The sequence below is a fragment of the Microbacterium sp. zg.B48 genome (genome assembly GCF_024623505.1).
Taxonomy (GTDB): Bacteria; Actinomycetota; Actinomycetes; order Actinomycetales; family Microbacteriaceae; genus Microbacterium.
Window position 1 is genome coordinate 72,044 of sequence record NZ_JANJFE010000006.1, and the last position, 16,814, is coordinate 88,857.

At 71.3% G+C, this 16,814-nt stretch carries 13 protein-coding genes; 10 read left to right on the plus strand and 3 right to left on the minus strand.

Translation table 11 applies throughout. From position 1 onward, the window contains the following. The first annotated feature begins 18 nt into the window (after positions 1–18). Complete coding sequence (locus tag NQ152_RS05540; RefSeq protein WP_257523287.1) at positions 19–1,515, plus strand: MFS transporter; 1,497 nt, start codon at positions 19–21, stop codon at positions 1,513–1,515. A gap of 29 nt (positions 1,516–1,544) precedes the next feature. Next, a complete protein-coding gene (locus tag NQ152_RS05545) occupies positions 1,545–3,140 on the plus strand; it encodes a GMC oxidoreductase (protein WP_257523288.1) in 1,596 nt (531 codons plus the stop codon). Between the two features lie 80 nt (positions 3,141–3,220). On the opposite strand, the gene NQ152_RS05550 is transcribed toward NQ152_RS05545, so the two are convergent. Then, positions 3,221–4,756 (minus strand): peptide MFS transporter, encoded by a 1,536-nt coding sequence (locus tag NQ152_RS05550; RefSeq protein ID WP_257523289.1) that lies wholly within the window; start codon positions 4,754–4,756, stop codon positions 3,221–3,223. A 20-nt stretch (positions 4,757–4,776) separates the two neighbouring features. Further along, the gene (locus NQ152_RS05555; RefSeq protein WP_257501278.1) at positions 4,777–6,180 is read right to left on the minus strand and encodes an MFS transporter; all 1,404 of its coding nucleotides are present in this window, start codon (positions 6,178–6,180) and stop codon (positions 4,777–4,779) included. Between the two features lie 118 nt (positions 6,181–6,298). Between NQ152_RS05555 and NQ152_RS05560 the strand changes: the two genes are divergently transcribed. From NQ152_RS05560 to NQ152_RS05590, 7 genes are all read left to right on the plus strand, one after another. Next, positions 6,299–7,033: a GNAT family N-acetyltransferase gene (locus tag NQ152_RS05560; protein WP_257523290.1), complete on the plus strand. Its 735-nt coding sequence runs from the start codon at positions 6,299–6,301 to the stop codon at positions 7,031–7,033. Positions 7,034–7,145: 112 nt separating this feature from the next. After that, entirely contained in the window at positions 7,146–7,541 is a 396-nt protein-coding gene (locus NQ152_RS05565; protein ID WP_257501220.1) for a hypothetical protein, read from the plus strand. A gap of 74 nt (positions 7,542–7,615) precedes the next feature. After that, the gene (locus NQ152_RS05570) at positions 7,616–7,756 is read left to right on the plus strand and encodes a hypothetical protein (protein ID WP_257501221.1); all 141 of its coding nucleotides are present in this window, start codon (positions 7,616–7,618) and stop codon (positions 7,754–7,756) included. A 9-nt stretch (positions 7,757–7,765) separates the two neighbouring features. After that, entirely contained in the window at positions 7,766–8,899 is a 1,134-nt protein-coding gene (menC, locus tag NQ152_RS05575) for an o-succinylbenzoate synthase (protein WP_257523291.1), read from the plus strand. A gap of 175 nt (positions 8,900–9,074) precedes the next feature. Further along, positions 9,075–9,974: a hypothetical protein gene (locus NQ152_RS05580; protein WP_257523292.1), complete on the plus strand. Its 900-nt coding sequence runs from the start codon at positions 9,075–9,077 to the stop codon at positions 9,972–9,974. Between the two features lie 72 nt (positions 9,975–10,046). Beyond that, positions 10,047–11,879, plus strand: a complete 1,833-nt coding sequence (locus NQ152_RS05585; protein ID WP_257501224.1) for a glycoside hydrolase family 15 protein — start codon at positions 10,047–10,049, stop codon at positions 11,877–11,879. Positions 11,880–12,004: 125 nt separating this feature from the next. Beyond that, entirely contained in the window at positions 12,005–13,390 is a 1,386-nt protein-coding gene (locus tag NQ152_RS05590) for a glycine--tRNA ligase (protein ID WP_257523293.1), read from the plus strand. 36 nt (positions 13,391–13,426) lie between these two features. Here NQ152_RS05590 and NQ152_RS05595 read toward each other — a convergent pair whose 3' ends face one another. Beyond that, positions 13,427–14,014: an HhH-GPD-type base excision DNA repair protein gene (locus NQ152_RS05595; RefSeq protein WP_257523294.1), complete on the minus strand. Its 588-nt coding sequence runs from the start codon at positions 14,012–14,014 to the stop codon at positions 13,427–13,429. A gap of 343 nt (positions 14,015–14,357) precedes the next feature. Between NQ152_RS05595 and NQ152_RS05600 the strand changes: the two genes are divergently transcribed. Further along, a complete protein-coding gene (locus tag NQ152_RS05600; protein WP_257523295.1) occupies positions 14,358–16,748 on the plus strand; it encodes an FtsX-like permease family protein in 2,391 nt (796 codons plus the stop codon). Positions 16,749–16,814: the final 66 nt, after the last annotated feature.

Consider the following 16,814-nt stretch of genomic DNA (forward strand, 5'->3'; position numbering starts at 1 on the left):
CGTTCGGGTGAATCGCGTATGCCGCTTTCTCCCTGGAGGCTCCGCCTCCTCATCGTCGCACTGCTGACCGTGTCGTTCCTCGGCGCCCTCGACCACACCGTCGTCGCGACCTCGCTGGCGACGATCGCCGGCGAGCTGGGCGCCGTCGAGCACATGAGCTGGGTCATCGTCTCGTACACGCTGGCCAGCACGGTGCTTCTGCCGGTGCTCGGCAAGCTGGCCGACCTGGTCGGCGCACGCCTGGTCTTCCTGGCGAGCCTGGCGCTGTTCATCATCGCCTCGCTCTTCTGCGGCCTCGCTCAGGACATCACGCAGCTGGCCACCGCCCGCGTCGCGCAGGGCATCGGGTCCGCCGGACTCCACCTCATGCCGCAGACGATCGTGGGCGAGGTCACCACCCCACGGGAACGTCCCCGCATCCTCTCCCTGATCGGGGCGGCCTTCCCCATCGCGATCCTGGTCGGACCGCTTGCCGGCGGTCTGATCACCGACGCGTGGGGCTGGCGCTGGATCTTCTGGATGAACATCCCGATCGGCATGCTGGCGCTGGCGCTCGCGGTCGTCGCGGTGCCGCACATCGCCGGGAGGTCCGCCCGGCGGTTCGACATCGGGGGAGCGGTGGTGCTCGGCATCACGGTCACCGCGTTCGTGCTCGGAGCCGGTTGGGCCAGCGCGGGCGGCGACAGCGGCGTCCCGGTGCTCGTGGCCGCGCTGGTGGCGATCGTCGGTCTTGCCGCCTTCATCGCGATCGAGCTGCGGGTGTCGGAGCCGGTGGTGCCGCTGCGGCACTTCGCCAATCGCACGATCCTGTTCTGCATCGTCCTGTCCACCGTGATCGGCGTCGGCCTCTTCTCCGTCGTCTCCTACGTGCCGACCTTCATTCAGATGGCGTACGGCACGTCGGCCACCGTGTCCGGGCTGGTGCCCATCGCGACCGTGTTCGGGATGCTGGTCAGCACGCTCGTCACCGGATCGCTCGCGAGCCGCACGGGCCGGTACCGGGCCTTCCCCATCTTCGGCACCTCCGCGGCCGCGATCGGCCTGCTCGTCATGGCATTCCTGCCGGCCGGGATGCCGCTGTGGGTGCCGATGCTGGCGATGGGGCTGGTCGGCATCGGCACGGGGTCGTTCATGAACATCATCGTGGCGGTGGCGCAGAGCGCCGCGTCGCGTTCGGACACGGGCAGTGTGACGGCCACCGTCAGCCTCGTCCGGCAGGTCGGCTCCACCACGGCCACTGCGATCGTCGGGGGCCTGATCGGGGTGGGGGTGACCGCGGGACTGCCGGCGTCGCTGGATGCCGCGACCCTCACTCCGCAGGCCGTGGCAGCCGCATCCCCGGCCGTTCAGACCCAGGTGGCCGAACTGTATTCCGGGGTGCTCGCGCCGATCTTCATCGGCCTCGCACTTGCCTACGTGGTGGGTATCGTCGCGTCCCTCCTGCTTCCGCCGGGGCGCCTGTCCGACGAGCGCGACGCGCCGTCGACGGCTGCGGCCGAGTCCGCGATCGCCTGAGCACCCGAGCTCGTCCCGAAGGAGACACCATGTCGCACCACGCCACCATCGCCGTCGTCGGCAGCGGACCGATCGGCTCCGCGTACGCGCGGATGCTCCTGGAGCAGCTGCCGGACGCGCACGTGGTGATGTTCGAGGCGGGTCCGCAGCTGACCGCGATCCCGGGTGAGAGTGTGCGCAACATCGCCGACCCCGCCGAGAAGGAACGTGCGCGCGAGATGTCGCAGGGCCCGCAGGCGGGGGAGCTGCGGGAGTCGCTGGGCATCCCGGCCGGTGCTGTGGTGGAGGGCATGTTCACGGCGCGACAGGGCACGCACCTCCTCGACTTCGGCGGGGACGGCTCCGCGCACGCGCCGACCTTTCCGGCCGTGGCGGCCGCGACCAACGTCGGCGGGCAGGGGGCGCACTGGACCTGCGCGACACCGGCGCCCGCCTTCAGCGAGAAGATCCCGTTCATCGCCGATGACGAATGGCACGACCTGCTCGAGGTCGCCAAGGACCTGCTGCACGTCCAGAGCGCGGCGTTCGCGGACTCGGCGGTCGGTGCAGGCATCCGGTCGCTGCTCGAGGAGGAGTACGCCGGTGAACTGCCCGACGGCTACGGGCCGAGCACCCTGCCCGTCGCCGGCGACCCGCAGCCGGACGGCACCATGCGCTGGGCCGGGGCGGACATGGTGCTCGGGCCCCTCATCGACCCGGAGTCGCCGTTGAGCGCCCGGTTCGAGCTGCGCGATCTCACGCTGGTGCGCCGTGTCGAGGTGCAGGACGGTCGGGCGGTCGGCGTCACGGTCGAGGACCTCCGCACCCGCGAGACGCGTGTCGTGCCGGCGGATCTCGTCGTCGTCGCCGCCGACGCGTTCCGCTCACCGCAGCTGCTGTGGGCGTCCGGCATCAGGCCGCCGGCGCTCGGCCGCTATCTCACCGAGCACCCCGTCGTGATCTCCACGGTCGCTCTCGATCCGGACAAGATCGGACGGTTCGCGTCCGAGGCCGATCTGGACGCCGAGATCGCCCGACGCTCGGTGAACCCGGCCGACCCGGTCGCGGCGGTCAACCGCATCCCGTTCTCGGAGCCGGACCATCCCTTCTCGCTGCAGGTCATGTACGCCGAGAACCCGCCGTTCCCGTTGGACCCGTCGCACCCGGCCGCGGGCAACCGCTGGGGCTACGTGAATATGGGCTACGGCATGCGCAAACGCCCGCGGTTCCAGGACGGCGTGACGTTCTCGGACGAGGAGCTGGACTACCGGGGGTTTCCGAACATGACGATCGAGTACGAGCTGACGGATGCCGAGAACGCCGAGATCGCGGCGGCCACCGAGCGGCTGCGCCGCGCGGGCAACGCGCTGGGCACGTTCATCGCGGAGCCCCGGCTCCTGCCGAACGGGTCGAGCCTGCACTACATGGGCACCATGCGGATGGGGGAGGCCGACGACGGCACGTCGGTCGCGGACCCGTGGTCGCGGGTGTGGGGCGTCGACGGCCTGATCGTGGGGGGCAACGGCGTGATCCCGACCGCGAACGCGATGAACCCCACGCTGATGAGCGTCGCGGTCGCGGTGCGCGGCGCTCGCAAAGCCGCGGAACAGCTGGCCGCATCGGATCACACCCGCCAGACCGGATAGCCGCCACCAGCCCGGGACAGAACTCCGCTGTCTCGCGGTGCCCGTCCGCTCTCGCGGGACGGGGTCAGCGGGGACGCCGGTCAGCGGACGCCCTTCATCAGCGCCAGCACCGGCTTCACCGCGAACAGGAGCGCGGCGCCCAGCCCGATCGCCACGAAGCCGAGCGACGTGAAGTACGGCACCTCGTTCTCGGGATCGTAGAACTGCGCGAGCCACCCGGCCAGGGCCGTGCCGAGCGCGATGGACAGGAAGAACAGCGCGATCATCTGCGTGTGGAAGACCTTCGGGGCCAGCTTCGTGGTCACCGACAGCCCCACCGGCGAGATGAGCAGCTCGGCGATCGTGAACACCAGCAGGATGCCGACGATCGCCAGCAGCGGCGTGCTGTTGGGCGCCCCGTTCGCCCACGGCAGGAACAGCAGGAACGCGGCGCCCATGACGATCGCGCCGAGGCCGAACTTGATCGGCGTCGAGGGCTGGCGGGTGCCGAGCTTGGTCCACACCGCGGCGAAGACGCCGGAAAGCACGATGATGAAGATCGGGTTGATCGACTGGACCCACGACACCGGCATCTCCCACGCGAAGATCGAGCGGTCGAGGCGCTTGTCCGAGTACACGGTCAGCACGGTGAACTGCTGCTGGTACAGCGACCAGAACCCGACGCTGACGATGAACAGCGGGATGAAACCGAGCACGCGTGACCGCTCGGTGGCGCTGATCCGGCGGCTGGAGAGGATCACCGCGAAGTAGGCGATGGTGGCGATGACCGTGGCGATGATCACCACCCCGGCGAGGTTGTCGGCGCGGATCACCCCCAGCAGCACCAGAGCGACCAGGACGACGGCCCCCGCGACGGCGATGCCGATCACCGCGCCGTAGCGTGCGCGCGGCAGCGGGTTGGGCACGGCACGGGATGCCGCGGGCAGCTGCTTGCGGCCGAACGAATACTGCAGCAGCCCCAACGCCATGCCCGCCGCCGCCAGCCCGAAGCCCCAGTGGAAGCCCCAGGTGGTCTGCAGCAGACCGGTCAGCAGCGGACCGAAGAACGCGCCCAGGTTGATGCCGAGATAGAACAGGGAGAAGCCGGCATCCCGTCGCGGGTCATCCTCGGAGTAGAGGGTTCCGACCACCGAGGTCGCGTTGGCCTTCAGGCCGCCCGAGCCGACCGCGACCAGCACCAGGCCGATGCCCAGACCCACGTATCCCGGCAGCAGTGCGAGCGCGATGTGCCCGCACATGATCACGATCGCGCTGACGAACAGCACGCGCTCCGACCCGAACAGGCGGTCGGCCAGCCATGCGCCCAGAATCGTGGAGAGGTACACCGCCCCGCCGTAGGCCCCGACGATGCCCGTGGCGATGACCTCCGGGACCCCCAGGCCGCCCTCGGCGACGGAGTAGTACATGTAGATGAGCAGGATGCCCTGCATGCCGTAGAAGCTGAACCGCTCCCACATCTCGACGCCGAACACGTGCGCCAGCGCCCACGGCTGCCCGAAGAACCGGCTGTCGTGGTCGGCGCCGTCCTCCACCGGCGTGCGGACTTCCGCCCCCGGACGTGACCCGTCATCCGGGGGGACGGTGGGGCCCCGCTCGACGCCATCGTCAGTGCTCATGGCGCCAGGCTAATCCTCCGTCAGTCGCGAAGGGAGGGGTGCCGCTCCTGCGGTGCGCGCTTGGCGGGGATGAACAGCGCGACGACGAGCGCGATGACCGCGGCCGCACCGCCGAGGATGAACGACAGGGAGAAGGCCGTCGGCGTCGGCGTCGGCATCCCCTCGAACTCCACGGAGTAGCCGGCCAGCACCGCACCGACCACCGCGGCCGCGGAACTGGTTCCCAGCGACCGGAACAGCGCGTTCAGGCCATTGGAAGCGCCCGTCTCGCTCTGCGGGACCGACCGCATGATCAGCATCGGCATCGATGCGAAGCCGAAGCCGATGCCCACCCCGATCAGGAGGTTCGCGATGAGGATGTGCCACACCTCGGACGAGAACAGCAGGGTGAACCCGTACGCCACGACCAGTGCGATCGCGCCGATCACCAGCAGCAGCTTCGGCCCGGTGCGGCGCGCCAGGCGCCCTGCGACCGGGGAGAGCACCATCATCACGATCCCGGAGGGCATGATGATGAAGCTCGCGGCCAGAAGCGACAATCCGAAGCCCGCGCCGGTGGCCACCGGCAGCTCGAGGATCTGCGGGTAGATCACGTTGGAGGCGAACAGCGAGAATCCCATCGCCACCGAGGCGATGTTCGTCAGCAGCACTGCCGGTCGTGCCGCGACCCGCAGGTCCAGGAGCGGCTCCGGGATGCGCAGCTCGAACCATCCCCAGGCCAGCAGGACGACCAGGCCGCCCAGGCCGGTGGCGAGCACGGCGGGGGAGCCCCAGCCCCACTCGTTCCCGCGCGAAATGGCCAGCAGGATGCCGATGAGCCCGACGGCGAGCCCGGCGGCGCCGATGTAGTCGAAGCGTCCGGCGGTGCGCAGCACGCTCACCGGCACGATCCACAGGACCAGCACGAAGACGATGACGCCGAGGCCGGCCGCGAACCAGAACAGCAGATGCCAGTCGCTGCGCTCCGTGATCAGCGCGCTGATCGGGAGCCCGAGCGCTCCGCCCACACCGAGGGTGGCGCTGATCAGCGCGATCGCGGAGTCGACGCGCTTCTCGTGGAGCACGTCGCGGAGGATCGCGATGCCCAGCGGGATGACGCCGGTCACGGCGCCCTGCAGCGCGCGACCGATGATGACGCCGACGATTCCCGTCGACAGGGCGGCAATGACCGAGCCCGTGATCATCACGGCCATCAGCACCAGGACGATCCGCCGCTTGCCGTACATGTCGCCCAGTCGCCCCGCGATCGGGGTGATCACGGCCGCGGCGAGCAGCGTCGAGGTGACCACCCAGGCGGTGTCCTCGCGGCTCGCGTTCAGCAGCTCGGGCAGTCGCGCCTGGATCGGCACGACCAGGGTGAACATGAACGAGGAGCACAGACCGGCGACGGCGAGGACCGCGACGATAGCCCCCTGCCGGGGCATTCGGGTGAGGCGCCGGCGTTCGTCCTCATCCGATCTCATTGCTTCAGGCTATCGGCGCGAAGAGGGGTCCCCGACCGCCGGGCTGCTGTGGACGCATCGCGCGCGGCAGACTGAGCGCATGGCACACGACGATCGGGATGCGGCATCCGAGTCTTCTCAGGACGCAATCGGGATCCGTCCGCTGGAGACGATCGCGCAGATCCAGGAGGCCGCGGAGGTCCTCCGGCGGGTGTGGGCGGGGGAGCGCGACGCGATGCCGGGGAACCTGGTCCGCGCGCTGGAGCACTCCGGCAACTACGTCGTCGGCCTTTACGACGGCGAGCGGATGGTGGGGGCGTCGATCGCGTTCTTCGCGGCGCCGGCGGCGCGTTCGATGCACTCGCACATCACCGGGGTGCTACCCGGGCTGCAGAGTCGAGGACTGGGGCGCGTGCTGAAGCAGCATCAGCGCCAGTGGGCGCTGGACCGCGGCGTCGGGCACATCACCTGGACATTCGATCCGCTCGTGGCGCGCAACGCGCACTTCAACCTGCGGGTCCTCGGCGCACGCGTGAGCGAGTACCTGGTCGATCACTACGGACCCATGGACGACGAAGTCAACCGGGGCGACGAGACCGACCGGCTCCTGGTGTCGTGGGCTCTTGCGGCCCCGCCGGTGCCGACCCCGCCCGACGAGCACGTCGTCGCAACGGTGGCGGTGCCGCGCGACATCGAGACCCTTCGACGCGAATCGGCGACGGATGCCGCGGCCTGGCGCGTCCGGGTGCGGGAAGGCTGCCTCAGCCGCCTCGCTGCGGGGTTGGTGGTCGGCGGCTTCGACGACGAGCGCGGGTACCTGTTCGTGCGTCCGTGAGCGTGCGATGCCGCTCGGGCCGCGCGGTGCCGCTCGGGCCGCGTGCGGTGCCGCTCGGCCGCGTGGCTGGTGCTCGGGCCGCGCGCCCACCTCGGTCGGTAGCGTGAACGGCATGATCCCACCCGACTGGACACCGCACCGCCGTGACGACGGCGAGCTGGTGGGCTGGATCCGCCCGGAGGGCGAGTACTGGGTCGCCGTCGATCTGCTCGGGCACGCGGCATCCGGCCCTGTGGACTGGCTCGAGGCGGAGGCGACGCTGGAAACCCGCGGGCTGTCGTGGCTCGCCGAGGTGTGGATGCTGGAGCGCGAAGCGGCCGGTCCGCTCCGGGTCAAGCTGGTCGAGGTCACTCCCGGCGCCGCGGGCGAGGCCGGCCGGGTGGTCGTGCAGACCGACGACTTCGGAGCGATAGACGTCCCGGTGGACCGGTATGCGCTGCCGTGGCCGTCGCCTGCGGCACTTCGCCCGCGGCGCCCGGACGACGTGCAGGGTTCTCCGTTCGACTGAGGCCGCATGTATCTGGGCGCCCGGCCCGGACTCCTCGCTGCAGAGGTCGCGTTCGCGACGCAGAGGAGGCGGCTATGCGCACGCTCGTTCACACCATCGCGCGGGCGATCCAGGGTACCCGGGGGGATCGGGTGCGACGCGGAAAGCGTCCCCGCCGCGCGCGGTCCACGTTCGTGCCGGTCGACGGACGCCTCCGCGCGCTGACGGCGGACTAGCCTGGGCGCATGCCGCTCGCTCGACCCGCGCCGTCCGTCTGTCTCGAGGGCTTCGAGCTGCGCGTCCTGCAGATCCCGCTCGTCTCCCCGTTCACGACGTCTTTCGGCACCGAGACCGTGCGCGAGGTCATCCTGGTGCGCGCGCTCACGGCAGACGGCGACGGGTGGGGCGAGATCGTCACCGGAGCCGCACCGCTGTACTCCAGCGAGTACACGCAGGGCGCGTGGGATGCCTCGCTCCGCTGGTTGATCCCCGCGCTGCTGGACCGGCACACGCTGGCACCGGAGGAAGTCCCCGTCGTGCTGCGACCCTTCGTCGGTCACCGGATGGCCAAGGCCGGCATCGAGCTCGCGGTGCTCGACGCCGCGCTGCGCAGCGAGGGGCGGGCGTTCGGCGAATACCTCGGCGCCGTGCGGGACCGGGTTCCCTCCGGGGTGTCGGTGGGGATCCAGCGGGACCCCGCCGCCCTGGTGGAGGTCGTCCGCGGGTATCTGGACGAGGGCTACGTGCGCATCAAGATCAAGATCAAGCCGGGGCGCGATGTCGCCGAGACCGCAGCGGTGCGGGACGCGTTCGGCCCGATCCCGCTCCAGGTCGATGCGAACTCCGCCTACACGCTCGCCGACGTGGACACGCTGGCCGAGCTGGACCGCTTCGACCTGCTGCTCATCGAGCAGCCGCTGCAGGAGGACGACCTCGTGGACCATGCCACGCTGTCCCGGCACCTGCGCACCCCGGTGTGCCTGGACGAGTCCATCGTGTCCGAGAAGGCCGCCGTCGACGCGATCGCCCTGGGCTCGGCATCCGTGATCAACATCAAGGCCGGCCGCGTGGGCGGGTATCTGGAGGCGCTTGGCATCCACGACCTGTGCGTGGATGCCGGGATCCCGGTGTGGTGCGGCGGCATGCTCGAGACCGGCATCGGGCGCGCCGCGAACGCGGCGCTCGCCGCGCTGCCGGGCTTCACGCTGCCCGGCGACGTGTCGGCCTCGAACCGCTTCTACGCGCGTGACATCGTGACCGAGCCCGCGGTGCTCGAGGACGGGCACGTCCGCGTGCCGACCGGCGCAGGTCTCGGCGTGGAGATCGACCCGGTCGCGCTGGAGGACTTCACCGTGCAGCGCGAGATCATCCGCCGGTAGCCGCGCCCCGCGCCCTCTCTCCCGTCGCGCGCTCGCCCCCCCGCGCGCCCTCTCCCCTTTCTGTTCACTTGCCCTGGATGTACACCAGAAGCGCGATTCGGTGTACATCTAGGGCAAGTGAACACCGGGGGCGGCCGACGAGCGCGCCGTCCGCACGCGGGAGGGGGCGAGGAGGATGCGGGGACACCTTGCGCGCGGGGTCGGCGCACGGGCACGCGGCCTCGCCGCAGCATCCGCCGCGGCGCTCATCCTGCTCGCGGGCTGCTCCGCGACCGCGACGCCGGAGGCGTCCGCTCCCGCGGGTCTGCCCGCCGGGGTGACGGTCCAGCTCGTGCAGCTGCGCTCCGACGTGGCCGCGCGGCAGGCGCAGGTCGAGGTGCACAACGGCACTGACCACGACCTGACGATCGGAGCCGTCGCGGTGCGCGACCCGCGGTTCGCCGCCCCGGCCGGGCGGGTGCTGGAGCGCGAGTCGCTCGTCCGCGCCGGCGGCACGGTCGACATCCGTGTGCAGCTGCCCGCGATGGACTGCGGCGTCTCCGACTCCGGGGCCGGTTCGGTGCGGGTGGACTACACCGCCGGCGCCGGCGACGTGCGGGCCGAAGTGCCGATCGATGACCCGCTGGACTTCCTCGGACCGCTCCACGAGCGTGAGTGCCGGGCTGAGGCGGTGACGGATGCCGCGGCCCTCAGCCTCGCGTCGTTCACCCCGTCGCCCGCCGGCGAAGCCGCGGATCTCGTGCTCGAGGTGAAGCCCACGGGACGGGGCGCGGTGAGGATCGTCGGCATCCAGACGACGAACCTCCTCACGTTCGCCGCCGGACCGGGCAGCACGGCGGACACGTTCCCGCTCGGCGTCGCGGTCACCGCCACGGATGCCGCACCGCTCGAGGTGCACGTTCCGCTCCTCCCGCTGCGATGCGATCCGCACGCGGTGCAGGAGGACAAGCGAGGCACGATCTTCACGGTCGAAGTGGAGCTGGACGGCGCAGACGGACAGATCGAACTGGCCGCGTCGGAGGACATGCGCGGTGCCATCCTCACCTGGGTCGCCGACTGGTGCGGATTCGGCTGAGACCGCGCACACCGCGCGCGCACGTGCGGCGGCGCGGCCGTGATGCCACGATGAGCGGGGGAGAGGTGGCTCATGGCTGAGTATCCGAACATCGCGGACCACGGGCTGATCGGCGATCTGCAGACCGCAGCGCTGGTCGACACGCAGGGCACGATCGACTGGTTCTGCGCGCCGCGCTTCGACTCGCCGAGCATCTTCGGGTCGCTGCTGGACGCCGAGCGCGGCGGCTTCTGCCGCATCCGCCCGGCCGCCGACCATTACGTCACGCGCCAGCTGTACCTGCCGGACACGGCGATCCTCGTCACGCGGTTCCTCACCGAGGAGGGCGTCGGCGAGGTCATCGACTTCATGCCCATCGCCGGCGAGGAGGCCACCGACCGGCACCGCATCGCGCGGCTGATCAACGTCGTGCGCGGCACCATGTCGTTCGAGGGCGAGATCCAGCCCCGCTTCGACTACGGCCGGGCCGCGCACACCGTGGAGACCGCAGCCGAGAACGGCATCCGTTTCACCGGCGGCGGCCAGTCGCTGACCGTGCACCGGGTCGGCGACGTCGTCCGGCACGACGGAGAACGGGCCGGCCGGATCGAGCTGGCCGGCAACGGGCTGAAGATGTACGGCACCCTCTCGGCAGGGGACAGCACCGGCGTGATCCTGGAGACCGGAGGCGCCGAGCCGTCGCGGGTTCCCGTCGCCGAGCTGGAGGCCATGTACCTGGAGACCACCCGGTTCTGGCGCGACTGGAGCAACCGCTCCACGTATCGCGGGCGCTGGCGCGAGATGGTCAACCGGTCCGCGATCACGCTCAAGCTGCTCACCTATGCGCCCAGCGGCGCGCTCGTGGCCGCACCGACCGCGGGTCTGCCCGAGCAGATCGGCGGTGAGCGGAACTGGGACTACCGCTACACGTGGATCCGCGACGCCTCGTTCTCGGTCCACGCCCTCCTCGGCCTGGGGTACGACGAGGAGGCCGAGGCCTTCGTCTCGTGGCTGACCGATCGGGTGCAGGAGAGCGCCGGGGACGAGTCCGGGCCGCTGAAGATCATGTACCGCGTCGACGGCTCATCCGACCTGGTCGAAGAGCGACTGGACAGTCTGCGCGGCTACCGCGGCTCGGCCCCCGTCCGCATCGGCAACGGCGCGGCCGACCAGCTCCAGCTGGACATCTACGGCGAGGCGATGGACTCCATCCAGCTCGCAAGCGAGCACGGGCTTCAGCTGCCCCACGCCGGGTGGACCGAGGTCGGTCGCATGCTGGACTGGGTCTGCGACAACTGGGACCGTGCCGACGAGGGTGTCTGGGAGACCCGCGGCGGCGCCCAGAAGTTCACCTTCGGCCGCTTCATGTGCTGGGTGGCGTTGGACCGCGGCATCCGTCTGGCCGAAGTCGGGGGCCGACCCGCCGATATCCTCCGCTGGCGCAAGGAACGGGATGCGATCTACGCGCAGGTGATGACGAAGGCGTGGGATGCCGAGCGCGGCGCGTTCGTGCAGCACCAGGCCACCACGGTGCTGGATGCGTCGGTGCTGGTCATGCCGGTGATGGGCTTCATCTCGCCGCGCGACCCGATGTGGCTGTCCACCCTGCGCGCGATCGACGAGGAGCTCGTCTCGGACAGTCTGGTCTACCGGTACGACCCGGCCGCCTCCCCCGACGGCCTGCGCGGATCGGAGGGGACCTTCACGCTGTGCTCGTTCTGGTACGTCGACGCGCTGGCCCGTTCCGGGCGCCTCGAGGAGGCCCAGCTCACCTTCGAGAAGATGCTCACCTACGCCAACCACCTGGGCCTGTACGCCGAGGAGATCGGGCTGACCGGTGAGCAGCTGGGCAACTTCCCCCAGGCGTTCAGTCACCTCTCCCTGATCAACGCGGCCGTGAACCTCGATCGCCAGCTCGATCGGTAGGATTGGGGATGCCGCGCAGCACCTCCTGAGGCGCGGCTCCCGCCCTCGCGGTCCAGCGGCGCACGCCGCTTCGACGCATCGCGCTCTGGACGAACCTCACCCCACACCCGACCATTGGAGCCACCGTGGCCGAGCAGTCCCGCCTCGACAAGGTCATCGCCCTCGCACGTCACCGGGGGTTCGTCTTCCAGGCCGGCGAGATCTACGGCGGATCCCGCTCGGCATGGGATTACGGCCCACTCGGCACGGAGCTGAAGGAGAACATCCGCCGCCAGTGGTGGCAGACCTTCGTGCGCGGCCGCGGTGACATGGTGGGACTGGACTCGTCGGTGATCCTGCCCAAGCGCGTCTGGGAGGCCTCCGGCCATGTCGCCACCTTCACCGATCCCCTCGTGGAGTGCCTGAACTGCCACCGTCGCTTCCGCGCCGACAACCTCATCGAGGACTTCGAAGCGCGCAAGGGCCGCACGGCCGAGAACGGCCTGGCCGACATCCCCTGCCCGAACTGCGGCGTGAAGGGTCAGTACACCGAGCCGAAGGCCTTCTCGGGCCTGATGAAGACCTACCTCGGTGTCGTGGACGACGAGTCCGGCCTGAACTACCTGCGCCCCGAGACGGCGCAGGGCATCTTCGTGAACTTCTCCAACGTGGTCACCGCGGCCCGCAAGAAGCCCCCGTTCGGCGTCGGTCAGGTGGGCAAGGCGTTCCGCAACGAGATCACCCCGGGCAACTTCATCTTCCGCACCCGCGAGTTCGAGCAGATGGAGATCGAGTACTTCGTCCCGCCCGCCGAGGCGCAGGAATGGTTCGAGCACTGGGTGGAGGCGTGCTGGAACTGGTTCGTCGACCTGGGCATCGATCCCGCGCACATGCGCCGCTTCGACGTGCCGAAGGACGAGCGCGCGCACTACTCGGCCGGCACGATCGACGTCGAGTACGAGTTCGGATTCCCCGGCAAGCAGTGGGGCGAGCTCATGGGCATCGCCAACCGCACCGACTACGACCTGAAGAGCCACTCCGAGGCGTCCGGTCAGAGCCTGTCGTACTTCGACCAGGCCAGCGGTGAGCGCTACACGCCGTACGTCATCGAGCCGTCCTTCGGCCTGACCCGGGCCATGATGGCGTTCCTCGTCGACGCGTACCGCGAAGAAGAGGTGCCCAACGCGAAGGGCGGCACCGACACCCGCACGGTGCTCAAGCTGGACCCGCGCCTGGCGCCGGTGAAGGTGGCGGTCCTGCCGCTGTCACGCAATGAGCAGCTCTCGCCCATCGCCCGCGAGGTGGCCGCCGACCTGCGCGGCGAATGGAACGTCGACTTCGACGACGCCGGTGCCATCGGCCGTCGCTACCGCCGCCAGGACGAGATCGGCACCCCGTTCTGCGTCACCATCGATTTCGACTCGCTCGAGGACCGCGCGGTCACCGTGCGCGATCGGGACACGATGGCGCAGGAGCGAGTGTCCCTCGAGGGTCTGCACGCTTATCTGGCCGAGCGTCTGAACGGGGCGTAGTCTCGGCGCTCGGCGTTCGGGGCTGTGCGGGCCGCCTCAACGCTCCTTCGGAGCATTGACCCGGCCCGCGTCAACCTTCATCGCGCGCTTGTGCTCGCGCACCTTGGTCAGCGACTCGGCGGAGGTGATGTCCGCCACGCTGCGGAACGATCCCTCCTCGCCGTAGGCACCGGCCGCCTCACGCCAGCCGGCGCCGGTGTAGCCGTACTGCTTGCCCAGCAGCGCCAGGAAGATCTTTGCCTTCTGCTCCCCGAAACCCGGAAGCGCCTTCAGCCTGCGCAGCACCTCTCGGCCGTCCGGGTCGCCCCGGGTCCACAGCGCCGCGGCATCGCCGCCCCACTCCTGCTGGATCGCGGCACTCAGCGCCTGCACGCGAGCGGCCATCGAACCGGGGAACCGGTGCACCGCCGGGGTCTGCGAGAACACCGCGGCGAACGCCTCGGGGTCGTAGCCGGCCAGGGTCGCGGCATCCAGCGCTCCGACCCGCTGCTGGATCTTCAGCGGCCCCGCGAACGCGGTCTCCATCGGGACCTGCTGATCCAGCAGCATGCCGATGAGCAGTGCGAGGGGATTGTTCGTGAGCAGGCCGTCGGCGGCGGCGTCGCCGGTGATGTGGAGCGTCATGCCACCAGTCTCCCACTGCCTCTGCCAGCGGCAGCGGAAGGCCGCAGGTGGCGGCCGGCTGCTCGCCGGTGTCGCGCCGCCGGGGATCTGCGTGCCGGAGCCGGGCAGTCTGGAGCGTTCTGCGCGCCGCGTGTGCTCGGTCCCACGTGAGGGGCGAGACGAGCGGGTTCGCGGGACCGTCCTGGTGCGTTACGGTATTGCGTCGATTGTTGGACCCTCACCCGCCAGCGGAGGACCTCGCCATGCCCGATCGTTGCGCTGGTCGGTCCGTGCGATCCTGCATCCGCCGATCCCGGTCCGGCGTCGCTGCCGCTGACCGCACCGCGCATTGCGAGCCTCCGGGGTGACCCGCGCGGAGATCGTCTTCCCGCCTCGCCCTCGGGCGCTGTCCACGGCGGGCCTGCTGCGCTCCCGGGCGGTCGCTCGAGGCGGACTGCTGGCCAGCGCAGTCGCCACCGTCACGGTCGCTGTGGCGACCGTGTGCACCCTGCTCGCGTGGTTGATCGTGGCGGTGGGCAGGGCGGGGGATGCCGCGCCCCCGGGCGTTCCGGCCGATGAGGTCGCCGCGCAGGTGGATCGCGGTGTGCTGGCGCTGGTGTCGGCAGCGCCCGCCCCGGTCCTGCTCGTCGTGATCCTCGCCGGGACGGCGGCCGCCCAGCTCGCGCGGCTGCTCGCCGCGGCGCGCGGACGGGAGGCGGAGAACCTCCGTGCGCGCGGGCTCTCCCGCCGCCAGTCCGCGGGTGCCGCCGCGGTCGAGGCCGCCGCCGTCGCGGTCGCCGGCACCGGCGCGGGGCTGGCGCTCGCCGTACTCCTGCTCGCGCTGATCGAGCCCGGTGGAGTGCCCGCCGTGGTCTCGCTGTGGTGGGCAGCGGCCGCCACCGGCGCACTGCTCGGGCTGGTCCTGACCGGTGCCGCGCGTCCCCGGCCGGACAGTCCCGTTCGAGGAGCGCGGGCGTCGAGCGCCGTGGCCGTGCTCCTGGTGCTGTCGGCCGCTGCCTTCGTGCTGTGGCAGCTGCCTCTGGCCCGCACCGCGGGCTTCGACCTCATCGTGGCGGTGGCGCCCACCGTCGTGCTGATGGCAGCCGCCCTTCTGGTCCTCGCCGTCTTCGGGGCGATCGCGGCGGCCTGCGCGGTTGCGACCGCCCGCCGGCCCGGGTGGGCCCCGGCGTATGCGGCCCGCCAGATCGCGCGACGCCTGCCGATCTACGCCGTCGCCGTGCTCCTGGTCGGGCTCACGGTCGCACAAGCCGTGTTCGCCTCGGCATACGGCGCCACCTCGACGGCGATGGCCACCGACTCCGCTGCTCTGCGCACCGGCGCGGATCTGCGGATCGACCTCGCACCCGACACCGCCACTCCAGGACTCGTGGCCACTGCGGCAGCCGTGCCCGGGGTGGATGCCGCAGCCGCGGCGCTGGTGGCGCAGATCGAGATCGGCAGCTCGCAGGCACAGCTGGTGGCCGTGCCGGAGACCGCGCTGCAGACCGTGGTCTCTGCGGCGGGCGGCGCCGTCGATCGTGCCGCTCTGGCGGCGTCGGTGGTGCCGTCGGACGGCACTCTCGCGGCCACGCCGCTCCCGCTCGGTGCGGCCGCGACCGGGGTGCGCGTGACCGTTTCGATCGAGACCTCGCGCCAGAGCGCGGCCGACACCGTCATGCTGCAGGCGCACGTCCGGGACGCGACCGGGGCACACGCGTCCCTGCGCCTCGCCGGACAGAGCACTCCCGGCCCGGACGGCGCGACCCTGACCGCCGAGGCGCCGCTTCCGGACGGCGCGGCACCGTGGTCGCTCCTCGCCGTCAATGCGGTCCAGCCCGCCACCCTCGTCCGCGCACCGGTGACGGTCCGGATCCTCCAGGCGCAGGCTATCGGCGCTGATGCGCTCCCCATCGACGGCGCCGCCGAGGTGAGTGCGGACGCCAGCGAGAAGGTGCTGTGGCTGGCCACCCCGGACGGTGCCGGTGCGGAACCGGGGGTCGTCCGCGCCGTGCTCACCTCCGCCCTGGCCGCCCGGATGGGCGTGCAGGTCGGTGACGAGTTCGAGTTCCGCTACGCCGGGGCCGGTCGCCGCGCAGAGTTCCGCGTAGCCGACATCGTCCCGGGCATCCCCGGTGCGGCCACGGAACTGGCCGTGTTGGCGCCGCTCGGCGTCCTGCAGGTCTCGATGCTCCAGAGGGGGACGACGCTGGTGCCCGCGTCCTCGATCTGGGCGGCCGGCGATCCGAGCGCGGACGTGGCGCTCAGCGCTGCGTTCGGGGACCGTGCCGTCGCGGCGTCCGCGCCGGGGGTCGCCGCGACGATCGTCGCAGCGCTGGTACCGGGATGGTGGGTCGCGCTGGCCGGATCCGCGGCGCTGGCACTGCTGGCCGCGTTCGCGATCGTGCAGACGCTGGCTCTCACCCGGCGTCGCGAACTCGGGGTGCTCCGGGCGCTGGGAGTGACCTCCGGCGCGCAGGGTCGGGAACGCGCCGCGGAACTGGCCTCGGTTCTCGGCGGAGCGGTCGGCCTCGGCGCCGCGGCCGGAGTCCTGGCAGCCTGGCTCATCGTTCCCGGGTTGGTGCGCGCGGTGACCCCGGGCATCCTGCCGCTCGGAACCCCCGTGGCGCTGGTGTGGAGCGGACTGGTCATCGCCGTCGGGGGGCTCTCGCTCGGGCTGGCCGCCCTGGTGGCCGCCGCGGCCAGCGAGGTGCGCCGCGCGGCGCAGACCGCGACCGTCGGGGAGGACGGCCGATGAGCCCGCGCCTGGGGACACCCGCACTGGCCTGGCACCACCTGCGGTCCCGATGGGGCGGCGGGTCGA